The sequence below is a fragment of the Parvularcula dongshanensis genome, assembly GCF_014199615.1.
Taxonomy (GTDB): Bacteria; Pseudomonadota; Alphaproteobacteria; order Caulobacterales; family Parvularculaceae; genus Parvularcula; species Parvularcula dongshanensis.
This window is the reverse complement of record NZ_JACHOB010000002.1, coordinates 422,699-444,766: the sequence shown is the minus strand read 5'-3', so window position 1 is coordinate 444,766 and position 22,068 is coordinate 422,699. Positions and strand designations below refer to the sequence as shown.

The window sequence follows — 22,068 nt, the reverse complement described above, 5'->3', positions numbered from 1 at the left end:
ATAAGGAGCTGCCCCATGGACGCTTCCGGTTCCCCCCTAGACGGCGCCTTCCAGGCGATCGCCTATGCGACCCACGGCGACCCCTTCGCGGTCCTAGGGCCCCATGGCGACGTCGTGCGCGCCTTCCTGCCCCAGGCGCAGAAGGCGACGCTCGTCACCAAGGACGGCCAGCACGTCGCCGAGATGAGCCGCGTGCACTCGGACGGCCTCTTCGAAGGCCCCCTCAACGGCACGCCGGCCGACGGCTACCGCATCGCCTGGGAGACGGGCGGGCAGAGCCATACGATCGACGATCCCTACAGATTCGGTCCGCTCCTGGGCGAGCTCGACGTCTACCTCCTCGCCGAGGGGCGCCATCAGCGGGCCTACAACGTCATGGGTGCGCACCCGATCGAGCATGAAGGCGTAAAGGGCGCGAGCTTTGCCGTCTGGGCGCCGGGCGCGGCGCGCGTCAGCGTCGTCGGCGCCTTCAACGACTGGGACGGCCGCAGGCACCCCATGCGGGCGCGGCGCGAGTGCGGCGTGTGGGAGGTCTTCATCCCCGGCCTCGAGCCGGGCGTTCCGTACAAGTACGAGATACTCTCGGGCGACCATCGCCTCCTGCCGCTCAAGGCCGACCCCTACGCCTTCTACATGGAGATGCGGCCCGCTACGGCCTCGATCCTGACGGAGGCGCCAGCGCTGCCGGTCGACGAGGCCTGGACCCGCGAGCGTGCGGCGCGCACCGCCCACAACGCGCCCGTCAGCGTCTACGAAGTGCATCTCGGCTCCTGGATGCGGGGCGAGGGCAACAGCTACCTCACCTATGACGAGCTCGCGGAGCGGCTGATCCCGTACGTCCTCGAGATGGGCTTCACCCACCTCGAGCTGATGCCGGTGTCGGAGCACCCCTTCGACGGCTCCTGGGGCTACCAGCCGATCGGCCTCTACGCGCCGACCTCGCGTCACGGCGACCCGGAGAGCTTCGCGCGCTTCGTCACCGCCTGCCACGAGGCGGGCATCGGCGTCATCCTCGACTGGGTGCCGGGGCACTTCCCGACCGACGCGCACGGGCTCGGGCGCTTCGACGGCACCGCGCTCTACGAGCACGAGGACCCGCGTCAGGGCTTCCACCAGGACTGGAACACGCTGATCTACAACTACGGCCGGACGGAGGTCTCGAACTTCCTGACCGCCAACGGCCTCTTCTGGTTCGATCGCTATCAGATCGACGGCCTTCGCGTGGATGCCGTCGCTTCCATGCTCTACCTCGACTACTCGCGCGAGCACGATCAGTGGGTGCCGAACAAGTATGGCGGGCGCGAGAACCTCGAGGCGATCGAGTTCCTGCAGTCCACGAACTATGCAGGCCACGTCAACTTCGGCGGCATCGTGACGATCGCCGAGGAGTCGACCGCCTGGCCCGGCGTCTCGAAGCCGACCGAAGAAGGCGGCCTGGGCTTCGACTACAAGTGGAACATGGGCTGGATGCACGACACGCTCGAGTTCATGAAGACCGATCCTCTGTACCGGAAGCACCACCACGACCAGATGACCTTCGGGCTCGTCTACGCCTTCTCGGAGAACTTCGTCCTGCCGCTCAGTCACGACGAGGTCGTGCACGGCAAGGGATCGCTTCTGAACAAGATGCCTGGCGACGCCTGGCAGAAGTTCGCGAACCTGCGCGCCTATTACGGCTTCATGTGGGGGCACCCCGGCAAGAAGCTCCTCTTCATGGGTGGCGAGTTCGCGCAAGGGGGCGAGTGGAACCACGACCACTCTATCGATTGGCACCTCCTCGAAGTGCCCGAGCACCAGGGGATGCAGAAGCTCGTCTCCGACCTCAACAAGCTCTACCGGAGCCGGCCCGCCCTTCACCAGCTCGACACCAAGCCCGAGGGCTTCTCCTGGGTGGTCGGCGACGACCGTGAGAACTCGGTCTTCGCCTTCCTGCGGCACGGCGAGGGCGCGGCGAAGCCGGTGCTTGTGATCTCGAACATGACCCCCAACGTGGTCCACGACTACCGCCTCGGCGTGCCGTCGGGCGGAACGTGGGTCCGGCTCCTCTCGACCGACGATTCGTCCTACGGCGGATCAGGGGTGGGTGAGGACCGCATCGAGGCGGCGCCGGAGCCAAGCCATGGGCGGGAGCACTCGATCGGCGTGACCCTACCGCCGCTCGCGACGGTTTTCTTCGAGGTCGAGTGAACTTGCCCCGGACAGGGTAAGCGCGCGTTAATCGCGTTCCTTACCCGGAAGGTAACGGGCGACGGCGAATTTCGGTCCCAGTGAGAAGACCGAGGCGCGCCGTTATGTCCAAAGCCCTGCTTCGCGCCGGGACCGCGCTCTGTGCCGCCGCGGCCGCCATGCATACGCCCGCCGCCAGCGCGGACGACGCGTTCTTCCTGTTCGCGCCCGCGGCCCCGGAGACGACTCTCCAGCCCCGCTACGGCGACATCGAAGCGTTCTATGGGGACATCGAGGCCTTCTGGGGGGACGCGTCCCCCTTCTGGGGCGACATCGAGCCCTTCTGGGGTGATATCGAAGCGTTCTGGGGCGACCGAGAGGCGTTCTACGGTGACATCGAACCCTTCTACGGCGACATCGAGGCGTTCTATGGCGACATAGAAGCCTTCTGGGGCGACATCGAAGCGTTCTGGGGCCCTGACGAAGTCTCCATCGGCGGGGGCGATTTCGCATCGGCCCATGACGGCCTCGTCGCCATGACGCAGGAGGCCGAGCGGATCTTCGGACCCGCAGTGGAGGGCCGGACCGGCGAGAGCTTCGAGGCGGCGTTCCTGACGCCCTTCTTGGACCGCTACGGCATCGATCTCGACGATCCGTCCAGCCTGCAACAGCTAAGCCTCGCTCAGCGCGCGCGGTTCATGCTCGAGTTCTACGACGGGCTGATGGCCTATTCGGGCCGCGACGCCGTCGACTGGTGGATGGGCACGTCCCGCTGGTCCCCCGCCCTGGCACAGACTCAGGGTTCGAGTTACGCGCCCGTCATCGGCGTGATCGACAGCCGTATCAGGACCAACGCGGGCTACGACGTCCTCAGTCAGACCGGCTATCAAGCTGCGGGGCAGGCGCAGGGCCACGGTACCGCGATCGCCTCGCTGATCGCCGCGCCGCATGACGGCAGGGGCGTGATGGGCGTCTCCCCGAACGTCCGCCTCGTCGTTCACAACCCGTTCGACTTCACGGGAACCACCAATTGGCGGGACGTCCAAGCCGGCGTCAGGCGGGCCGAGCGGGCCGGTGCGCACGTCATCAACCTCTCTCTTGGCACGGGCGGCGAGGTGCTAGATGGCGGCTGGGCCAACGTCATCGGTCACGCCGCGCGTCGCGGCGACATGGTCGTCGTCAAAGCCGCCGGGAACGAAGGGGTCAGCGCGCAAGGCAGCGCGTGGTGGGACCCGCAGGCCATAAGCGCGCTCCTGCTCGTCGGCAGCGTAGGCGTGGACGGTGAGATCTTGGGCTTCTCGAACCGCCCGGGCACGGCTTGCCTTCTGGGCTGGCACCGTTGTGCGCCGGGCGCGCGCCTCATGGACCGGTTCATCGTCGCGCCCGGCGAGTTCCTGCTGGCCGAGGACGAAGAGGGCGGCACGCACCGCGTCTCGGGTACCTCCTTCGCGGCGCCGCTCGTGACCGGCACGGTCGCCCTTCTGCAATCACGTTGGCCCTGGCTCCAAGGCTTCGCAGGCGAGACGGCGGAGATCGTCCTGTCCTCCGCCCGCGACCTCGGGGCGCCCGGGACCGACCCCGTCTACGGCCGCGGCCTCCTCGACATCGAAGCGGCCCAAGCGCCGCTCGACTGGGACGCGCTGACCTTCTTCGCGCCGGAGATGGGCCGCGTTCGAAGCGCCGGCCGCTTCAGGCATGCCTTTCTCAGCCCGGGCGTTCTCGACCGAGTGGACGACGATGCCGTCGTCTACGCCTATGAGCGGATCGGGCGGACCTTCCGGGACTTCCAGATTCCGTTGAAGAGCCGTGTACGAATGGACGTTCCGTCCTTGGGCGGGGCCCAGCCTGCGCAGGACTACCTGACGGCACGCCTTCAAGATTGGGCGGCGGGGGCGGGCTTCGCCTCGCCGATCACGGAAGTCGTCAGCCGGCCGGGCTACTCGCTAAGCGTCACCCGGAAGGGCGACGACGGCGCCATGACCTATCGTCAGGCGGACGGCCTCGACCTCACGGTGGGGGCGGGGACGAACGCGCCAGGCTCGCTCCTGTTCGCGGGCGCCGAAGACTCGGACCCGCGTACCGGCGCCGTCGCGCCGCTCGCCGCCTTCGCTTCGGGGGGCGGGTTCGCGGCGGCATCGCTGCCCGCGGGCGGCCTCGGCACGGTCACGCTCGGCTTCTCCGCCAGCGACGCGGCGGCACCGCGCTTCGGCTTCGCGCAGGATCCGGTCGCGGGGCCGGGCGTCCCCGCCTACCAAGCCCGGACCGCCAGCCTCGGCGTGGCCCAGACGCTCGCCGGCGCGAGGCTCGGCCTCTCCTACAGCAGGCTCGACGAGGACAACGGCGTGCTCGGCACGCAAGGCACGGGCGCGCTCTCGCTCGGGGCGCACGCCGTCACGCGCGGCGTGACCGCCGAGGTCGTCCTCCCCGAAGCGTTCGGCGTCACCCTCGCGGCGACGGCGAGCCGGGCACGCACCGAAGCCGCCGAAGGTTCCGGCCTCCTGACCTTGTCGGCGGGCGGCGCGCTCAGCACCGCCTACGCCCTTCGTGCCTCGAGCGAGGGCGCCATCGTGCGGGGCGACCAGGTCGTCCTGACCCTGTCTCAGCCCTTGGCGCTCGCGGAGGGCGGGATAAGCATCTCCCAGTACGAGGTCGTAGACCGGATGTCGGGCGAACTCGGGCTCGTTCGCCGCCCGGTCGGCTTCGATGCGCCCCGTCCGATGATTACGGAGACGTCCTACGCCTTTCCTGTCGCCGAAGGGCAGGGGGCGGTCGCGGCGCTCCTCGCGCACGACGCTGCGGCAGGGACGGTACAGGCCGGCCTCTCTTTCCGGAGGCGCTTCTAACGGCGCCCGCATTTTAGTCGTCGGCTTCACCGGCCCGTAAGCGGGTACGGCTATACTGGCGGGGAGAGGGAGAGGTGAAGATGAGCGGATTCCGCAGACGTCTATCCGGCGCCAGCGCAGCCTTGTTCGTTTTCGCCCTCGGTCCCGCGGCCGCGCAGGACGAAGCGCCTGCCGAACGCATCGGCGCGGCCGAAGCGTCGATGATGACCGACCCGGCGCACGCCCTGTCCTTGACGGACGGCTTGGAGAGCGCGCCTCTCTCAGCACTCGACGCAGCCGCCGTGCTCAGGCTCAAAGCCGAAGCGTTGATGCGGCTCGGGCGGGCGGCGGAAGCCGAAGGTCTGCCCGAGCGCGGCCTCGCCCTCCTCGGCGATGCGGAGGTCCCAGCGCTGCGCGGCGACCTTCACCTCGCCCGTGGCCGCCTGGCCCGTGCCGCGGGCCGGACCGGCGAAGCCCTCGGCGCCTACCATACCGCGTACGAGTACTACGTGCGGGCGGACGAGAGCCGGGACCAGGCGATCGCGCTGCAGTCGATCGGATCGGTCTACAACGACGCTCACGCCCATGAGCGGGTCCTGGACTACTACGCGCGCGCCGCTGCGACCTATCAGGGCGATCCGATGCTCACCCTGTCGGCGCAGAACAATCAGGCCAACGCCCTCAAGGCTTTGGGGCGTTCGGACGAAGCGTTGGCGATGTTCCGTGCGGCCTTGTCGATCGCGGACGAACTCGGCAGCGACCTCCTCCGCCTGCGGATCCTCACCAACATCGCGGACCTCCAGGTCGGCATCGGCGCGCTGGCCGACGCCGAGGGGACGCTCGAGAACGCCTCTGCCCTGCTCGGCAAGGTCGAGGGGGCCACTTGGGCCGACTTCGTCTCCGGCGTCCATGCCCAACTGCTCGCCGCTCAAGGGCGCGACGCGGCGGCGCTCGCCGAGATGGAGAGCCTCTTCGCCGGCAAGGCGCTGAACGCGACGCCCGCGGCCTACCGGGCCTTCCACGAGGAAGCGTCGCGCCTCTACGAAGCGGCGGGCGAGGAGGCGATGGCGCTCGCTCACCTCCGGGCGTTCATGCGTCTCGACACGGCCGCACGCGAGGCGGCGGCGTCCGCCAACCTCGCCTTGCGTGCCGCCGAGTTCGACTTCGCGACCCAGGAGCTGGAGATCGAACGATTGACGAGCCGGGGCCTGCGTGACCGGCTCTCTCTCGTTCAGGCGGTTCAGGCCCGCCGCCGCCTGCTTCTCTACGCGCTCGTCTGGGGCGTCGGGGCGGTGGTGGTCGGCAGCTTCCTGACGATCCGCCTCCTCCGCCGGAAGAACACGGCGCTTCAGGACATGCACGACGAACTCGCCGTCAGCCACGACGACCTTACGGATGCGAACGAGGCGCTGGTCGCGGCGAACGAGTCCAAGATGCGCTTCCTCGCGGCGACCAGCCACGAGATCCGCACGCCGCTGAACGGCATCATCGGCATGACCGAGGTGGTGCTGCGCGACATGGACGAGGGCGACGAGAACCGGTCTCGGATCCGCATCGCGCACGAGGCCGGGCAGAGCCTCCTCGTGATCGTCAACGACCTCCTCGACATGGCGAAGATCGAGAGGAACGAGACGGACATCGTCCGCTCCGAAGTGGTCGTTCAGGGTCTGCTCGGCGGCATCGCCGCGCTGTGGCAGAAGGCTGCCGACGACAAGGGGATCGACCTCGTCCTTACCCTAGAGGACTGCCCCGAGCGCGCCGTGCTGGACGAGAAGCACACGCGTCAGATCGTCAACAACCTTCTCAACAACGCCATCAAGTTCACCGAGGCGGGCAGCGTCGCGGTCACGGCCCGCGTGGCGGACGACACGCTGTCGGTCGAGGTCCGCGACAGCGGCATCGGCATCGCCGAGGCCGACCAGGAGCGCGTCTTCCGCATGTTCGAGCAGGCGCAGGGCGGCGCGTCGCGGCGTTACGGCGGGACGGGGCTCGGCCTCGCGATCTGCCGCCGGCTGGCCCGCCTCATGAACGGCGATGTCGTCCTGGAGAGCGTACCGGGGGAAGGCTCGGTCTTCACCTTCACCCTGCCCCTCGGAAAGGCGGCGATGCGCCCCGCCGCGGCGCCCCAGCCCGCCCCCCGGGCGGTTCCGCAGGACATCAGCGACGTGCGCGTCCTCGTCGCGGAGGACAACACGGTGAACCAGATGGTCGTGAAGGCCTACCTGTCGAGCCACGTCGCCTCGATCGAAGTCGCGCCGGACGGCCAGGCGGCGCTCGAGGCGGTGCAGGGCGGGGGGTACGACCTCGTTCTGATGGACAAGCAGATGCCGCGCATGGACGGCGTCGAGGCGACCTTGGCCATACGGGCTCTGACCGGACCGGAAGGCGCCGTGCCGATCATCGCTGTCACGGCCGACGCCTTCCAAGGCGCGAAGGATGAGATGATCGCGGCCGGGTGCGACGGCTTCGTACCGAAACCCCTGTCGGAGGCACACATAATCGCCGTCATCGAGCAGGTGCTGGCGGCGCGGAAGGCCGGCGTCCTACCTGCCGGCGTCAAGGCGCGCGCTGCCTGACGGCTATTGAGAGTAGAGGAGTCCGCCGAAGCGTGCGCGTGTGCACGCTCCGGCGCCCCTCAGCTCAGCTCGTCCTTGAGACTGCCAAGCACCTCCTCCAGCGCGGCGAGACGCTCGCGCGGGATCGTCACCACGACGCTGCGGGCGCGGTGCTCGAGGCGGAACAGCGCCCGGCCCGCCGTGTCCCGCCGGGCGACGACTCGCTCGTCGCGCTTGCCCTCCGCCGCTTCCTTCAGACGGCAGAGTACGGCCCGCGGTTCGATCAGGGTACGACCGGTATGGCTGCGGCCGTTCTGCTCGAGGGCGATCCGCATCGCTTCGTCCACGACCCGCGTCCGCTGGCCCGGCTTCGAGAGCAGCGGGAAGAGCTCGCTCGCATGACGGATACCGAGGCGGCGGGCGTCGCCGTAAGCCGACACGACTTCCTCCGGTAGCGCGGCGATGCGGACGAAGCGCGAGAGCCAGGTGCGGTCGACGCCGATGCGCTCGGCCATCAGCGCCTTGTTGCCGTCGTAGTAGAGGCTCAGCGCGCGCGCGTAGTCGGCGGCGCGTTCGTAGTCAGAGATGTCCTCGCGGTCGCGGTTCTCCGCGTCCGAGATCCGGAACGCCTCCTCGTCCGACACCTCGCGGACGTCGACAAGGTAGCGAAGGTCCGTGCGGTGCTCGACCTCGCGCAGATGGCTGACGGCGAAGTGCCGCCGCGCGCCGCAGATCACTTCGTAGTCGTAGTCGGGATCGCCGGAGACAGGCCGGACGATCGCAGGCGTCTCCTGGCGCCCCAGCGCCTTGATCGAATCGATCAGCGTGCCGCAGCTCTTCGGGCTCAGAAGGTGGTAGAGCCTATTGTGTCCCGCCCACATGCGGCAGCGCCCGGGATCCACGAGGCGGATCTTGCCGTTCTGCAGCCTGCCGTCGCCTAGGTCCTGCAACAGCCCCTCGCGCGAGGCGGCGTAGGCCCGCTTCTTGGGCATCGGTGCGGGCGTGTCCTTCGCCCCGTCTTCGGCGATTTGCGACGCGATCGCGTCGGCGAGCGCGAGCGACTTCTTCCGTGCTGGCATCTTCGTCCCTTCCTGAAACTGAGGCGTGCACCGGTGCACGCCGATCACTCGCTGTCTCCGAGGAGCGTGCACGGGTGCACGCTCAGGCGATGCCCTCGGCGCGAAGAGCCGCCCTGTAGCTCGGCCAAGTCCTGCGGATTTGGGTCTCGAGGTCGCCCATCACCGCGGCGAGGTTGTTGCGGCAGCGCTTGTGCGTCTTCGTAGTCGCGCCATCATGCTCGTAGACGGTGCGCATCTCGACCGACGCCGTGTCGAACTCCGCCGAGTCGAGGAGGGCGGTCGGCAGGATGTCCCGGCCGAAGCAGTGGCCCATCACCTCGCGCATCGCCTCGTGGGCGCCCTTGGCGGGCGTGATCTTGGTCGCGAGGAGCGAGACGAAGCTGTAGGCGACCGGCAGACGCAACGTCTCGACCAGGGTCTCGACGACCTCTTCGAGCATGGAGAGGTAGGCGGCGGTCGATGCGAAGTCGATGGAGCTCGGCGGCGTCGGGATCAGGATCGCGTTCGCGGCCTGCAAGACCGAGAGCGAGATCATGCCGAGCGCGGGCGGCGGGTCGATGACGACCACGTCGTAGTTCCGCGCGACCTCGCGCAGGCCCGTCTTCATGCGCGAGAGGAGCGCGACGTTGCCCTTCACTTGCTGACTGATGATGTACTCGGCCGAGTAGAGCCCGAGGTTCGCGGGGATCAGGTCGAGCCCGTCCCAATGGGTCGCGCGCGCCGCGTAGCCTAGCCCGTCGGCCCGGTCTCCGATCAGGTAGGGCAGCAGCGTGTCCTCGACCTCGATGTCGCGGTCCGGGTTGAAGCCGAAGAGCGTCGTGGTCGAGGCCTGGCTGTCCGCATCCACGATCAGCACACGGTAGCCGCGCTCGGCGAGGTGCTGCGCGGCGTGCACGGCGATGGTCGACTTGCCGACCCCGCCCTTGAAGTTCTGGACCGCGAGGAGAACGGGCTCGTCGTCCGCCGCCCGCCAAGGCCGGCGCCCGAAGTGGTCCCGCATCCGGTTCACCTCGGCGAGGGTGTAGCCGAGGCGCTGCCCGGACGGCCTGAACTCGGGCTGGGGCAGGAGGCCCGCCGCCTCCGCGCGCCGGATCGCGTCCACGGACTTGTCCAGCATCTCCGAGACTTCGGTCAGCTTGTAGCGCCGCCCGCTCGTCTCGCGCTGCCGCTCATCCGCGATCTGCCGCATGGAGCTCAAAATGCCGTCGGCAACGCGGACCAGCCGTCGGATGCGCTCCAACGACGCGTCGGCAGCGGGGGTTTCTTCTGTAGCGGCGTCGAGCTTCGGCGCGGCGGACATGGCGGGTCCTCGGCAGCGGGTTCACCCGCTATTAACCAAGGTAAAGATGAACGCCGCCTTAACGCTTTGCGGCGCTTCGAGGGGACGCGCCCTGCGAACCGCAGCAGGCCCCGACGAACGCGACGGCGCGCCGAGGCTTTCCGTCCGTTCGCAAGCGCTAGCTTCGCAGCGCGACCATCATGATGCCGGCGCCGATAGAAAGACCGAATACGACGCCGCTAACGAAGTCAGGAGCGCCAATTTGTATAAGCATCACGCCGATCGCTAGCGCCGAACCCCACACGCCCGTCAAAGCGTAGCTTCGCTTCGTCTTTCCGCCCATGGTCCCCTCCTTCTTCAACGCCCCATCAGCATGTAGAAAGACCGGTTCGGTGCCACAAGGCGCGGACGCTTAAGCGGCGGCTGCCTTCACCCCTCGCATCGCTTCCATCGCCAGGCTGAACGAATGTCGGCGGGCCGCCTCGTCGTGGATGTTCCCGGTCAGGATGATCTCGTCGGGCGCGTAAGCCTCGGCGAGCCGGGACAGATCCGCGCGGACGTCTTCTACCGTGCCCGTCGCCGAAACCGAGAGGGCCTTCCTGACCGAAGCGAGGATGCCCGGATCGATCCGATCCGCGAAGTCCGCGTCGGGCCGGGGGAGGGGGCCCGGCCTGCCGCTCATGAGGTTCGCGAAGGCCTGTTCGGCCGAACTGCGAAGGAAGAGCGCCTCGTCATGGGTGTCCGCCGCGAAGACGTTCGCGGCCAGCATGAAGTACGGCCGGGACGCGTGTGAGGACGGCCGGAAGCTCCGGCGGTAGACGTCGAGCGCTTGAGACAACGCGGCCGGCGCGAAGTGCGAAGCGAAGGCGTAAGGCAGGCCCAACGCGGCGGCGAGCTGCGCGCCGTAGAGGCTGGAGCCCAGGATCCAGACCGGCACCTTCGTCCCTTCGCCGGGGATCGCCCGAACCACGGCGCTGGAGCGCCCGTCCGCGAGGTAGCCGAGCAGTTCCTGGACATCCTGGGGGAAGCTCTCATTCGCCGTGCTGTTCCTGCGCAGGGCTTTCGCCGTCGCGAGGTCGCCGCCGGGGGCGCGGCCGAGGCCGAGGTCGACCCGGCCGGGATACAAGGTCGCGAGCGTCCCGAACTGCTCCGCGATGGTGAGGGGCGCATGGTTCGGCAGCATGACGCCGCCCGCACCGATACGGATCCTGTTCGTCTGGCTACCGACGTAGGAGAGCGCGACGGCGGTCGCCGCGCTCGCGACGCCCGTCATGCTGTGGTGCTCGGCCATCCAGTAGCGCGTGTAGCCTTCGCCCTCCGCATGCTTGGCGAGGCGCCCCGACGCCCTCAGCGCGGATTGGGCGTCGCTGCCTTCAACGATCGGGGCGAGGTCGAGGATGGAGAGGGGGATCATGGCGGGCTCCCGAAGCGGTCGAGGGGAACAGATAGGAAGCCGAGTCCGTCATCGCACGAAGACGATTCGGTTCGTGGGTTCGAGGACTTGTCTGGGTAGAACCTGGTTCGTGCGAACGGGGACCGCCGGCGGCTGTCCTTCGTGACTTCGCGGATGGGTGCTCGTGTCATCACGGATCGTCCCTTCGTGGCAACGCGGACCGTTCTTCGTGGGAACGGGGACGTAGTCCGCGAAAGAATCTCGCAAGATCAGTGCGTTAACCGACTGCTAACCTTTTAACCTTCCTAACCCTAGATTCTAAATCCCGCTGCGCGGCCGGAGGTTTCCCTTCGGGAGGATGAGGGGGAACGCACCCCGCCGCTCGTGCTTTCGGGGACGACCCACCGGTCCAGGCACGACCGTTCCCGGTGCAAAACGAAGCGTGCGATTCGGGCTTGATCGAATCGCGGACTCGGTGAGTCCCCAAAAGCACGACTGAGTCGCGCCGCCCCCGCCGATTCGTCCCCGAAGGCACGAATCGAGTCGCCGAACCGCCCTTTTGGGGGAAACTGAGCCCCCCAAGCCCGCCCTGGGCGTGCATAGGCTCGTGCTTTCGGGGACCTGTCCTCGAAAGCACGAGCCGAATCGGATGACTCCGTCCCGGAGTGAGTCAGTCTGGGACACATGCGACTCAGGGCTCGTGCTTTGAGGGACGAAGACGGAAAGACGCCATGCAACTCGCCCTGCCGGAACTCGACAGCCCGCTCCACGGCAAGGTGAAGGGCGAACGTTCGGTCATGGCCTTCCCCTTCTTCGCGCTGTCCAAGGGCCGCCGGATGACGCCGGTGACCTATCAGGACGACTGCGTCACGATTGAGGTGCGCCCCTCGCAGACCGGGGTCGCGACGATCTACGACAAGGAGATCCTGCTCTACATCGCCAGCCTCCTCGTCGCGCAGATGAAGCGCTGCGAGACCCCGAGCCAGGACTACGCCTTCACCGCGCACGACTTTCTTCGGGTCATCGGCGGGAACCGCTCGGCCCGCTCCTACGACAGGATCCAGGGCGCGCTCGAGCGGCTGCAAGGCACGCAGATCAAGACCAACATCGAGGCGGGCGGCGAGGGCGAAGACGGCTACTTCTCCTGGCTGTCCGAAGCGCGCCTCAGCTACTCCAAGGACGCGAACGGCAAGAAGCGCCTGACGGCGGTGAAGGTCCGGCTTTGCGACTGGCTCTACCGGGCGCTGATCAAGGATCAGAAGATCCTGACCTACGACCTCGCCTACTTCTCTCTCTCCCCGATCGAGCGGCGCCTCTACGAGATCGCCCGCGTCCACTGCGGCCAGCAGCGCTGTTGGCACGTCGGCCTCGAGAAGCTGCAGCTGAAGGTGGGCTCGGAGGACCGGGCCGCGAAGTTCAAGGCGGCCCTGCGCGAGGTCGCCGAGCGGCAGTCGATCCCCGAATACGACGTCGCCATCATCGAGGTGCCCGATTGCGACGGCGCGCGGATGATCCAGGCCGAAGGCTTCAACCCGAAGATCACGAAGAGGACGCCGCAGGTCCTCTTCACGCCGAAGGGGCGGCCGGGCCGGGGCCCGGCACGGATCGAGGTCTTGGAACCCGAGGCCGCGACGCCAATGCGGGCCAGGCCCGCGGACCTTCACGTCACGGGCGAGGCGCTGACGCGGGCGGGCGCCATGTTCCCGGGCTACGACAAGTACTTCGTGCTCGAGGAGTGGAAGCGGTGGGCCGAGGGCAAGGAGGCGCCCCGCAAGCCGGACGCGGCGTTCCTGGCCTTCTTCACGACCTACGCGAAGAACAACCCGATCAACGCCTGAGCTCAGCGCGGCGGGGTCAGGCTGCTCACGAAGCGCCGGTCGATCTCGTCCTTGAGGCGCCACGCCCAGCCACCGGACACCGAGAGGAGGCCGCGTTCGAGCACGGCCCGCCGCTCGCCCATCGAGACCAGCTTCATGTAGTTCCGCTGCGGCCGGTAAGGCTTGAGGTCGCGCCTTCCCTCCACGGCCCGGCAGAGGTTGACCGCGAGCACCGGCGCCTCCCGCACGGCGTAGACCCCGGCCTTCTCTCGAGGGCTGCGCGTGAGGTGAGCGCAGTCCCCGGCCGCGAAGATCCGCGCCTGCCCGAGCGCCCGAAGGCAGCCGTCGACCGAGACATATCCGTCTTCGAGCGTCAGCCCGGTCGTCTCGAGCCAGGGGTAGGGCACGGGGCCGGTGGCCGCGACGGTGAGGCTCGCCGGGACGAAGCCGCCGCCTTCCAACCTCACGCCGCGCTCCGTGACGGCTTCGACCGCTGCGCCCGTCAGCACCCGAACGCTCCAGAGGTTCAGCGCGGCGGCGAGCCTTCGCCGCGTCCGTCCGTGCGCGCCTTCGAGGAGGCGCTCGGACCGCTCGATCAGCGTGACCTTGGCCCGCCTTTCGTTGCGCAGGCGGAACGCCATCGCCAAAGCGAGCTCGACGCCCGCCACGCCGCCGCCGATCACCGCCGCTTCGGGCGCCGCGCCCCCTTGCGAGACGTCGCGGAGAAAGCCGTCCCAAGCCGTCGAGAAGGGGCCGAGCGGCTTTGCGCCGACGCCGTGCTCGCGAAGGCCGGGCAGAGCGTCCGTCCGCCCGTGAATGCCGATGTCGAGCGACAGGACATCAAAGGGAAGCAGACGCCCGTCCTCCAGCCGAACGGTCTCCGTGCCCTCGTCGAGGCCGCAGGCCCGCCCCTCGACGAGACGGGCGCCGATCGCGGCGCAAAGGCGGGAGAGGTCGATGCGCAGCGCCTCGCGCGGGTAGTGTCCGGCGACGTAGCCAGGCAGCATGCCTGTATAAGGCACGCTCCGCTCCGGCGTTACGAGGGTGACCCGCGACGCCGGACGGGCCCCTCGCGCCCAACGCGCGAGGACGAGCGCGTGGGCATGCCCCCCGCCGACGAGGACGATCTCAGCCATGCCGGTGCGTCGGTGTCGCGCCGGCGCCCTGTCGGCGCCCCGCACTCTCATCGGCACGGCGGATCGGCGGGGGGGCGGGGAAACTTCGAATCACGGCCCTCACGATAACGGAGTGTGCGTTGGGGACGAAGCTGATCCGTAACAAAGGCCGGCCGTTCTCTCTCCTCCAGTGTTCGTGAACTCCCACAGGAGTGAACTTCGCAGTATTGAAGTTTAGATTAAGGCACCTTCATCCAAGCCAAGGCGAAAATATCAAGAAGACAACGTAGTTCGGACAGAAGCCTTCCCTACATACTTCATCGTAGCGATAGGGCCCCCATGGCGGGGCGAGTTGCACTTCGGAGGACTAAGTCATGAACAAGTTTCTCGCAATGACCACCGCCGCTGGCTTCGTGCTCGTCGGCGCCGCCCATGCGCAGCAGGACGACGCGCTCGATCAGCGCGCCGCGGACGCCGGCATCCTCTCCGAAGAGGGGACCGCCATCGACCCGACGGCGCCGGTAGAGACGGCCGAGACGCAGCCCGCGGCCAGCGGCTTGTCCGAAGAGGACGCTCTCACCCAGGCCCGCAACGAGTTCGCCGAGGCCGATGCCGACGGCGACGACCTGCTCACCCAGGAAGAGTTCGTGGCGATCATGTCGGCGGCAGGAGATGCGGGCGTATCGGCCGCTATGACGACCTCGGCTGATGCCGAAGCCGGTATGTCCGACACCGTCGTCGCGGAGGCCGATGCGGCCGACGAGGGTTCCGACGTGACGCCGAGCGAGAGTGGCATGACCGCTTCGGATTACCTGGTGGCGAAGTTCGCGATGATCGCCGGGGACGACGGCTCGCTGAGCCTCGACGAGTTGGAGGACGCGCGCCGTTCGGACTTCGCCGACGCCGACATGGACGGCAACGCCATGCTGGAAGACGACGAGGTCGAAAACTTCGCGGCGCTGAAGTCGGGCCGCGGGGTCTACTAGGACCCTGTTGCCCGCGCTCCGGAGAGGAGCCTTGCAGGACGCGCCTCGGCACCGCCGGGGCGCGTTCCTTCGTGCAGGCCGGACAGGCTGCAACGCTGCGATTCGGGGTGCATTTCGTTAACGGCGTTAACCGTCCGCTAACCTCGCTGACCGATCCTTTAACCCTGATACCGCCACCAGCTTCGGGGTCTCCCATGCCGCTCAACATGAACGCTTCCGCCTTCACCGACCTCACCCCTAAAATCACCGTGATCGGCGTGGGCGGGGCTGGCGGCAACGCGGTCAACAACATGATCCAGGCGCAGCTCGAAGGCGTCGAGTTCGTCTGCGCCAACACCGACGCGCAGGCCGTCGCCCTCAACAAGGCGACCCACAAGCTGCAGCTCGGCACCGACGTGACCCGTGGCCTCGGCGCCGGCTCGCGCCCTCAGATCGGCGAGGCGGCCGCCGAGGAGTCGATCGAGGACGTGATGGGCCTGATCGAAGGCTCGAACATGCTCTTCATCACCGCCGGCATGGGCGGCGGCACCGGCACGGGGGCCGCGCCCGTCATCGCCAAGGCCGCGCGTGAACTCGGCATCCTGACGGTCGGCGTCGTCACCAAGCCCTTCCACTTCGAAGGCGCCCGCCGCATGCGGATCGCCGAGGAGGGCATCGAGGAGCTGCAGCGCCACGTCGATACGCTGCTGATCATCCCGAACCAGAACCTGTTCCGCCTCGCCGACGAGAACACCACCTTCCAGGACGCCTTCGCCATGGCGGACGAGGTCCTGCACGCTGGCGTGCGCGGCATCACCGACCTGATGATCGTCCCCGGCCTCATCAACCTCGACTTCGCCGACGTGCGCGCGGTCATGTCCGAGATGGGCAAGGCGATGATGGGCACCGGCGAGGCCTCGGGCGAGAACCGCGCCGCCGCCGCCGCTGCCGCCGCGATCTCGAACCCGCTCCTCGACGAGACCTCGATGAAGGGTGCCAAGGGCGTGCTCATCAACATCACTGGCGGACTCGACATGAAGCTCTTCGAGGTCGACGAGGCGGCCAACCGCATCCGCTCCGAGGTCGATCCCGACGCCAACATCATCGTCGGCTCGACCTTCAGCCAGGACCTGCAGGGCACGATGCGCGTCTCGGTCGTCGCGACCGGCATCGAGCGGACGGCCGAAGAGGCTGTCCCGACCGCACCGCGCACCGGAACGGCCGCGAAGGCGGCGCCTGCCGCGGCCGACGCCGTCAAAGCCCCCGCCGCGGAACCCGCGCCTGCTCCCGAACCGGTCGCAGAGGCGCCCGCGCCTGCCCCCGAGGCCGCGGACGAGCCCTCGGTCGTCGCCTTCGACGCGGGCAGCCTGTCCGCGGAAGCCGCGGCCAACCCGGTCGGCGACGTGCACGAACGGATCCGGCGCCTCCTGACCGAAGACCAGCCGACCCCGATCCGCCAGTCCGTCACGCCGCAGCAGCGACCCAACCCCTTCCGTGGGCAGAAGGCCGCGAGCCCGGTCTCGGACGCGATCGGCGCGCTGCGGGGCGCCCTCGGCAAGACGCTGACGCCGCAACCCACCGGGCCGGCCCCCCGCCGCCCCCGCGCCGACGCCGATGTCTTCGGCGAGACGCCCGAAGACCTGGAGATCCCCGCCTTCCTCCGCCGCCACAACTAAGGCGAAGGAGCGAGCTGTCCTGACGCCCAACGCTCCCTCGGGCCGAAGGGCAAGAAAGAGAGGGCCCGGCACCACGAGGTGCCGGGCCCTCTGACGTTTGGGCTTGGCTGACGAGACTGGTAGAACGATCCGATGACCGAGATCGTTCCCGTTCCGACGCTCGACGCAGTTGTGGCGCACCGCCGCGCGGGGCGGGACGATGCAGCTTGGGAGTTGCTAGCCGTCCTCCATCGCCGCGGTGCGCCGACGGATGTGGAAGCGGCTGTGGGGATGGCGGACAGCGAGGATCCGATCGAGCGCGAGGCCGCAGCCGATTTGCTCGCTCGAATAGGCTGGAGTGCGAGGCCGAGTGGCTTCACATCGAAGGCCGTGCCCGTCCTGTCCCGTTTGCTCGCTGACGTCTCACCAGCCGTTCAGGCCGCCGCCATTCATGGTCTCTACCATCAAGACGCAGCAGAAGTTCTCCTCGACCATCTCCAGCTTGCTTCGCACGAGGACGCCGAAGTTCGTCACGCTGTCGCGAGCTGCCTACCGGGTGACGAGGAGGCGGGCTGGCAGACGCTCATTCTGCTCAGTGCGGACGAAGACGCGACCGTGCGGGACTGGGCGACTTTCTCTCTCGGCGCGCAAAGTGATGCGGACGGTCCGGAGATCCGGGCCGCTCTCACAGCACGTCTTTCCGATGAGGACGAAGATACGCGCACGGAAGCGATCTACGGCCTAGCGAAGCGGCAGGTGCCGGAAGGGATCGAAGCCTTGAAAGCAGCCCTCTGCGAGAAGGAGCCGCTTACGATCTTGCTAGAGGTTGCCGGACTTTCTCGCGTGCCGGAGCTTATCCCCTTCCTGGAAGCGAGGCTCGGCGAGTTTGAAGATGACGCCGACCTCAACGCAGCTTTGGAGATCCTGCGCGAGGCCGCCTCAGCCGACTAGCAGCCCCTACGCTTCCCCCCGCTTCGCCCGCCCGCTAACCCGGCTCTCATGAGCACCCTTAAAGAGAACGCCGCCCGCGCGGCGCTGGCCGAGGTCGAGGACGGCATGACGCTGGGCCTCGGCAGCGGATCGACGTCCGAAGCCTTCCTTCGCCTCCTCGCCGCATCGGGCCGGGACGTTCAGGGCGTGCCGACCTCCGACGAGGTCTCAGGCCTGGCGACCGAACTCGGGATCCCCCTCACCGTCCCGGACGAGGCGACCGTGATCGACCTCGCGGTCGACGGCGCCGACGAGGCCGACCCGCGCGGCGACCTCATCAAGGGCGGCGGCGCGGCGCTCCTGCGCGAGAAGATCGTCGCGAGCGCGGCGCGAAGGTTCGTCGTCATCGCCGACGCCTCGAAGCGCGTCGGCCAACTCGGCGCCTTCCCCCTGCCGGTCGAGGTCGAGCGCTTCGCCTGGGGCTTGACCGTCCGGCGGATGCGCGAGGTCCTGGCCGAACACGGCTACGCGGAGGCCGAGCTCACCTTGCGACCCGCGCAGGGCGGCTTCCGCCTCACCGATGGAGGGAATTACATCGTCGACCTCAGGCTCGGACGGATCACGGACGCCGCCGCGCTCGACCGCGCGCTCACCATGATCCCCGGCGTCGTCGGCACCGGCCTCTTCATCGGCGTTGCGGACACGATCTACTTCGGTACCGAAGCGGGGGCGGAGCGGCAAGATGTACGATAGCGCGCCCGCGGCCGTGCGAACGGATTGGACGAAGGCCGAGGTCCGTGCCCTGATGGACCTGCCCTTCATGGAACTCGTCTTCCGCGCCGCCGAGGTGCATCGCGCGAACTTCGACCCTTCCGAACTCCAGATGTCGCAGCTCCTATCCATCAAGACGGGCGGCTGCGCGGAGGACTGCGGCTATTGCAGCCAGTCGGCGCATTGGGAGACCGGGCTCAAGGCCTCAAAGCTGATGCCGCGCGAAGAGGTGGCGAAGAAGGCCCGCGCGGCGAAGGCGTCCGGTGCGCAGCGCTACTGCATGGGCGCCGCCTGGCGCGAGCTGAAGGATCGGGACCTGCCCGCGATCTGCGGCATGATCGCCGACGTCAAGGCGATGGGCCTCGAGACCTGCATGACCCTCGGCATGCTGACGGATGCGCAGGCCGAGGCGCTGTCCGAAGCCGGCCTCGACTACTACAACCACAACATCGACACCTCGCCGGCGTTCTACGGCGAGGTCGTCACGACCCGTACCTTCGAGGACCGCCTCGCGACGCTCGGCCGGGTTCGCTCTGCCGGTATTCAGGTCTGCTCGGGCGGCATCCTGGGCATGGGTGAGGGACGCGAGGACCGCGCGGGGATGATCCACGCGCTCTGCACCCTCGAGGAGCATCCCGGCTCGGTGCCGATCAACGCGCTCATTCCGGTCGAGGGTACGCCGCTCGAGGGGCGGCGCCGGATCGACCCCTTCGAGTTCGTCCGTACCGTCGCCACCGCGCGGATCACCATGCCACGAAGCGTGGTGCGCCTGTCCGCCGGCCGGGACGAGATGACCGACGAGTGCCAGGCGCTTTGCTTCCTGGCGGGCGCGAACTCCGTCTTCGTCGGCGAGGTCCTGCTGACGAAGGACAACCCCGAGCCTTCGGCCGACGCGCGCCTGTTCGAAAGGCTGGACCTGCGGCCGTCGAGCCGCTGACCCTTTCCGAATGGCGAATCATACCCCTTACGAACAGCTTCGCGCCGCGATCCACGACTATGGCGACGCGGCGATGGAGAACTTTCTTCGCTCCCGCGCCTTCGGCCTCGCCGTCGTGGAAGGCTTCGCTGCCTATCTCGGCTGCGATCCGTCCTGCGTCTCCGCCGTGCCCGCCGAGGGACCGTTCGATCCGGCCAAGGACTACGGCGACCAGGCCTTCGGTTTCGATCCGGCCAAGGTCATCCGGCTGGAGCCCGTGACCTTCGGCGTCTGCGTTACCGTCCCGCACGAGGAGGATTCGGGCTCGCTCTGGCTTCGCACTGGCGTGCGGGTCGAGGTGACGGGGGACACATTCGACGTCTTCGTCGCGAACCAACCCATGATCCGCGTGCCGTTGGAGTTCGAAGATCAGCTGACGCCGGTGCACGAAGCGCTTCACCGCGAGCTGATGTCGCTGTTCCGGCGCGACCTCGCGACCTTCAGGGACGAGCGCTACGAGGGCGGCATCGGTTTCATGCCGTAGGCCTTTGCATGGCCGATTTCACCCAATCGCAAAGATTTGCGCATCACCTTTCAACTCGGTAAGCTTCGCCGAGGGGAGGGGGGGACGTGATGAAGGTGCTTCTGACGGCCGGACTTTGGCTCGTGGCCACCACAGGGGGGTGGGCCGCCCCCATTCCTGCCGAGACCCTCTTTCGCAGCGACCTCGTCGGCACGGTCGCGATGGCGCCGTCGGGGGACAAGATCGCCTACACCGTCCATGACGGCGACGACTCCATCCAAGTTCGTGACCTCGCCACGAACGAGGCGGTGCGGACCATCGACCTCGGCGACTACCCCGTCCGAAGCCTGACCTGGGTCAACGACCGGCGCGTGCTCCTGACCATCGACATCCTCGACGACTATCGAAGCGAGACCTACCGCGTCGGTCAGCGGACCCTGACCGTCGACATCACGACGGGCGACGTCGCGGTCATGTTCGAGACGGAGCGCGGCACGCTCAGGCGCAACCGTTTCCTGGGCCGCGTCACCGACATGCTGCCGGACGATCCTAACCACGTGCTGATGCCGGCCTACAGCGTCGGCGGGAACCACCTCTGGCGGGTCAACGTCGAGACGGGCGAAGCCGAGCGCGTCGAGCGCGGCGACGACGACACGGTGGCCTGGTTCACCGACGCCTCCGGGCGGGCGGTCCTGCGTGCCGACCTGACCAGCAGCCGCCGCTACGTCCGCATCTACGCCCGCGAGGAGGGCGAGGAGAAGTGGCGCAAGATCCGCTCGGTTCGTCTCGGCGGCAAGAAGGACGAGGAGGAACGCGACTTCTGGCCGGTCGCACCGGCGGAGGGGAAGTCCCGCTACTACGTCCTCGCCCATCCGGAGGACGAGGAGTTCTCGAGCATCAAGCTCTACGACTACGAGACGGACGAGTTCGTCGAGACGGTGATCGAGGCTGACGGCGCCGACGTGATCACGGCGCTGACCGACGCCCGTGACGGCAGCCTCCTCGGGGCGCGGGTCCAGCGCGACCGGCTCGAGACGCTGCTTCTCGACAAGAAGGCGCAGGCGCACATCCGCGGCCTCGACGTCTACTTCGAGAACGACGCGAACGTTCACTTCTGGGGCGGCTCGCGCAACGGCCGCTTCGCGGTGCTCTACGTCCGCTCGCCGACCATGCCCGGCGAGTTCCACGTCTACGATTACGACAAGGCGCGGCTGACCTACCTCTTCGACGACAAGGAAGGGATCGACCGGACCGCCCTCGGGCGCACGACGATCGAGCCTTACATGGGACGCGACGGCACCGCGCTGACCGCCTATGTGACGCACCCCGCAGGCCTCTCGGAGGACGCGCCCGCCCCGCTCGTGGTGATGCCGCATGGCGGCCCCGAGGCGCGCGACGTCTACGACTGGGATCCCATGGTCCAGTTCCTCGCCTCGCGCGGCTACCGCGTGCTGCAGCCCTACTTCCGCGGCTCTTCGGGCAAGGGGCGCAGCTTCGCCGAGGCGGGCTACGGCCAGTGGGGCGGGGTCATGCAGGACGACGTCACCGACGCGGTTCTGCACCTTCAATCGAGGGGCCTCGCCGAGCCGAAGCGGACCTGCATCGTCGGGGCCAGCTATGGCGGCTACGCGGCGCTCTACGGCGGCGCGACGACGCCGCAGCTCTACGCCTGCGTCGCGAGCCTCGCGGGCGTGACCGATCTGCGCGGACAGCTCAAGGCCGACCGCAAGGCTCACGGTCGGAGGTCGGAGGTCTACGACTACTGGCTGAAAGCGATCGGTGATCCGGATCGGGACCGGAACCGCCTCGAACGGACCTCGCCTCTCAGCTACGCGGCCAGCTATCCGCTACCCGTCCACCTCGCGCATGGCGAGGCAGACGACAACGTACCGGTCGAGCAGTCGCGCGACATGGAGAAGGCGCTCAGGAAGGCCGGCCGCCCCGTCGAGTACCACGAGTACGAGGACGAAGGGCACACCTTCTACGAATGGGAGACCGACATCGCCTATGCGAAGTCGCTCTCCGCCTTCCTGCACGGCCACATCGGCGGGGCGGATTAGGGCGCGGGGTTCTAACCCCGCC

The 22,068-nt window shown here is 68.3% G+C and carries 16 protein-coding genes; 11 read left to right on the top strand and 5 right to left on the bottom strand.

The genetic code is table 11. The features are described from left to right. The first annotated feature begins 15 nt into the window (after positions 1 to 15). The 3 genes from glgB to GGQ59_RS07835 all read left to right on the top strand — a co-directional run bounded on the left by glgB (position 16) and on the right by GGQ59_RS07835 (position 7,564). On the top strand, positions 16 to 2,187 hold the full coding sequence (glgB, locus tag GGQ59_RS07845) for a 1,4-alpha-glucan branching protein GlgB (protein WP_183817233.1): 2,172 nt from the start codon (positions 16 to 18) through the stop codon (positions 2,185 to 2,187). Between the two features lie 104 nt (positions 2,188 to 2,291). Then, complete coding sequence (locus GGQ59_RS07840) at positions 2,292 to 5,009, top strand: S8 family serine peptidase (RefSeq protein ID WP_183817231.1); 2,718 nt, start codon at positions 2,292 to 2,294, stop codon at positions 5,007 to 5,009. An 80-nt stretch (positions 5,010 to 5,089) separates the two neighbouring features. Next, positions 5,090 to 7,564: an ATP-binding protein gene (locus tag GGQ59_RS07835; RefSeq protein ID WP_183817228.1), complete on the top strand. Its 2,475-nt coding sequence runs from the start codon at positions 5,090 to 5,092 to the stop codon at positions 7,562 to 7,564. A 59-nt stretch (positions 7,565 to 7,623) separates the two neighbouring features. On the opposite strand, the gene GGQ59_RS07830 is transcribed toward GGQ59_RS07835, so the two are convergent. From GGQ59_RS07830 to GGQ59_RS07815, 4 genes are all read right to left on the bottom strand, one after another. Next, entirely contained in the window at positions 7,624 to 8,622 is a 999-nt protein-coding gene (locus GGQ59_RS07830) for a ParB/RepB/Spo0J family partition protein (RefSeq protein WP_221400930.1), read from the bottom strand. A gap of 82 nt (positions 8,623 to 8,704) precedes the next feature. Further along, positions 8,705 to 9,922: an AAA family ATPase gene (locus GGQ59_RS07825; RefSeq protein ID WP_183817226.1), complete on the bottom strand. Its 1,218-nt coding sequence runs from the start codon at positions 9,920 to 9,922 to the stop codon at positions 8,705 to 8,707. A gap of 157 nt (positions 9,923 to 10,079) precedes the next feature. Beyond that, complete coding sequence (locus tag GGQ59_RS07820) at positions 10,080 to 10,244, bottom strand: hypothetical protein (protein ID WP_183817224.1); 165 nt, start codon at positions 10,242 to 10,244, stop codon at positions 10,080 to 10,082. A 69-nt stretch (positions 10,245 to 10,313) separates the two neighbouring features. Further along, on the bottom strand, positions 10,314 to 11,315 hold the full coding sequence (locus tag GGQ59_RS07815; RefSeq protein WP_183817222.1) for an LLM class flavin-dependent oxidoreductase: 1,002 nt from the start codon (positions 11,313 to 11,315) through the stop codon (positions 10,314 to 10,316). Positions 11,316 to 12,025: 710 nt separating this feature from the next. Here GGQ59_RS07815 and GGQ59_RS07810 point away from each other — a divergent pair. Beyond that, the gene (locus GGQ59_RS07810; RefSeq protein ID WP_183817220.1) at positions 12,026 to 13,132 is read left to right on the top strand and encodes a replication initiator protein A; all 1,107 of its coding nucleotides are present in this window, start codon (positions 12,026 to 12,028) and stop codon (positions 13,130 to 13,132) included. A 2-nt stretch (positions 13,133 to 13,134) separates the two neighbouring features. Here GGQ59_RS07810 and GGQ59_RS07805 read toward each other — a convergent pair whose 3' ends face one another. Then, positions 13,135 to 14,247 carry an FAD-dependent oxidoreductase gene (locus GGQ59_RS07805; protein ID WP_183817218.1) on the bottom strand — a complete coding sequence of 371 codons (1,113 nt, stop codon included), beginning with the start codon at positions 14,245 to 14,247 and terminating at the stop codon, positions 13,135 to 13,137. A gap of 353 nt (positions 14,248 to 14,600) precedes the next feature. Here GGQ59_RS07805 and GGQ59_RS07800 point away from each other — a divergent pair, with 353 nt between their 5' ends. From GGQ59_RS07800 to GGQ59_RS07770, 7 genes are all read left to right on the top strand, one after another. After that, complete coding sequence (locus GGQ59_RS07800; protein ID WP_183817216.1) at positions 14,601 to 15,212, top strand: hypothetical protein; 612 nt, start codon at positions 14,601 to 14,603, stop codon at positions 15,210 to 15,212. A gap of 194 nt (positions 15,213 to 15,406) precedes the next feature. Next, positions 15,407 to 16,867 carry a cell division protein FtsZ gene (gene ftsZ, locus GGQ59_RS07795; RefSeq protein WP_183817214.1) on the top strand — a complete coding sequence of 487 codons (1,461 nt, stop codon included), beginning with the start codon at positions 15,407 to 15,409 and terminating at the stop codon, positions 16,865 to 16,867. A 171-nt stretch (positions 16,868 to 17,038) separates the two neighbouring features. Then, positions 17,039 to 17,797, top strand: coding sequence for a HEAT repeat domain-containing protein (locus GGQ59_RS07790; protein ID WP_183817212.1), 759 nt, complete (start codon positions 17,039 to 17,041; stop codon positions 17,795 to 17,797). 48 nt (positions 17,798 to 17,845) lie between these two features. Further along, entirely contained in the window at positions 17,846 to 18,529 is a 684-nt protein-coding gene (gene rpiA / locus GGQ59_RS07785) for a ribose-5-phosphate isomerase RpiA (RefSeq protein ID WP_183817210.1), read from the top strand. Then, complete coding sequence (gene bioB, locus GGQ59_RS07780; RefSeq protein ID WP_183817208.1) at positions 18,519 to 19,484, top strand: biotin synthase BioB; 966 nt, start codon at positions 18,519 to 18,521, stop codon at positions 19,482 to 19,484. Before rpiA ends, bioB begins: the two co-directional genes overlap by 11 nt. Before the next feature lie 10 nt (positions 19,485 to 19,494). Next, positions 19,495 to 20,007 (top strand): hypothetical protein, encoded by a 513-nt coding sequence (locus tag GGQ59_RS07775; protein WP_183817206.1) that lies wholly within the window; start codon positions 19,495 to 19,497, stop codon positions 20,005 to 20,007. A gap of 89 nt (positions 20,008 to 20,096) precedes the next feature. Next, positions 20,097 to 22,046, top strand: coding sequence for a S9 family peptidase (locus GGQ59_RS07770; protein ID WP_183817205.1), 1,950 nt, complete (start codon positions 20,097 to 20,099; stop codon positions 22,044 to 22,046). Positions 22,047 to 22,068 lie beyond the last annotated feature (22 nt).

Excerpts from the sequence above, each read along its gene's own strand:
- glgB (WP_183817233.1), top strand. The coding sequence starts at position 16 with ATGGACGCTTCCGGTTCCCCCCTAGACGGCGCCTTCCAGGCGATCGCC.
- GGQ59_RS07840 (WP_183817231.1), top strand. The coding sequence starts at position 2,292 with ATGTCCAAAGCCCTGCTTCGCGCCGGGACCGCGCTCTGTGCCGCCGCG.
- GGQ59_RS07835 (WP_183817228.1), top strand. The coding sequence starts at position 5,090 with ATGAGCGGATTCCGCAGACGTCTATCCGGCGCCAGCGCAGCCTTGTTC.
- GGQ59_RS07830 (WP_221400930.1), bottom strand. The coding sequence starts at position 8,622 with ATGCCAGCACGGAAGAAGTCGCTCGCGCTCGCCGACGCGATCGCGTCG.
- GGQ59_RS07825 (WP_183817226.1), bottom strand. The coding sequence starts at position 9,922 with ATGTCCGCCGCGCCGAAGCTCGACGCCGCTACAGAAGAAACCCCCGCT.
- GGQ59_RS07820 (WP_183817224.1), bottom strand. The coding sequence starts at position 10,244 with ATGGGCGGAAAGACGAAGCGAAGCTACGCTTTGACGGGCGTGTGGGGT.
- GGQ59_RS07815 (WP_183817222.1), bottom strand. The coding sequence starts at position 11,315 with ATGATCCCCCTCTCCATCCTCGACCTCGCCCCGATCGTTGAAGGCAGC.
- GGQ59_RS07810 (WP_183817220.1), top strand. The coding sequence starts at position 12,026 with ATGCAACTCGCCCTGCCGGAACTCGACAGCCCGCTCCACGGCAAGGTG.
- GGQ59_RS07805 (WP_183817218.1), bottom strand. The coding sequence starts at position 14,247 with ATGGCTGAGATCGTCCTCGTCGGCGGGGGGCATGCCCACGCGCTCGTC.
- GGQ59_RS07800 (WP_183817216.1), top strand. The coding sequence starts at position 14,601 with ATGAACAAGTTTCTCGCAATGACCACCGCCGCTGGCTTCGTGCTCGTC.
- ftsZ (WP_183817214.1), top strand. The coding sequence starts at position 15,407 with ATGCCGCTCAACATGAACGCTTCCGCCTTCACCGACCTCACCCCTAAA.
- rpiA (WP_183817210.1), top strand. The coding sequence starts at position 17,846 with ATGAGCACCCTTAAAGAGAACGCCGCCCGCGCGGCGCTGGCCGAGGTC.
- bioB (WP_183817208.1), top strand. The coding sequence starts at position 18,519 with ATGTACGATAGCGCGCCCGCGGCCGTGCGAACGGATTGGACGAAGGCC.
- GGQ59_RS07775 (WP_183817206.1), top strand. The coding sequence starts at position 19,495 with ATGGCGAATCATACCCCTTACGAACAGCTTCGCGCCGCGATCCACGAC.
- GGQ59_RS07770 (WP_183817205.1), top strand. The coding sequence starts at position 20,097 with ATGAAGGTGCTTCTGACGGCCGGACTTTGGCTCGTGGCCACCACAGGG.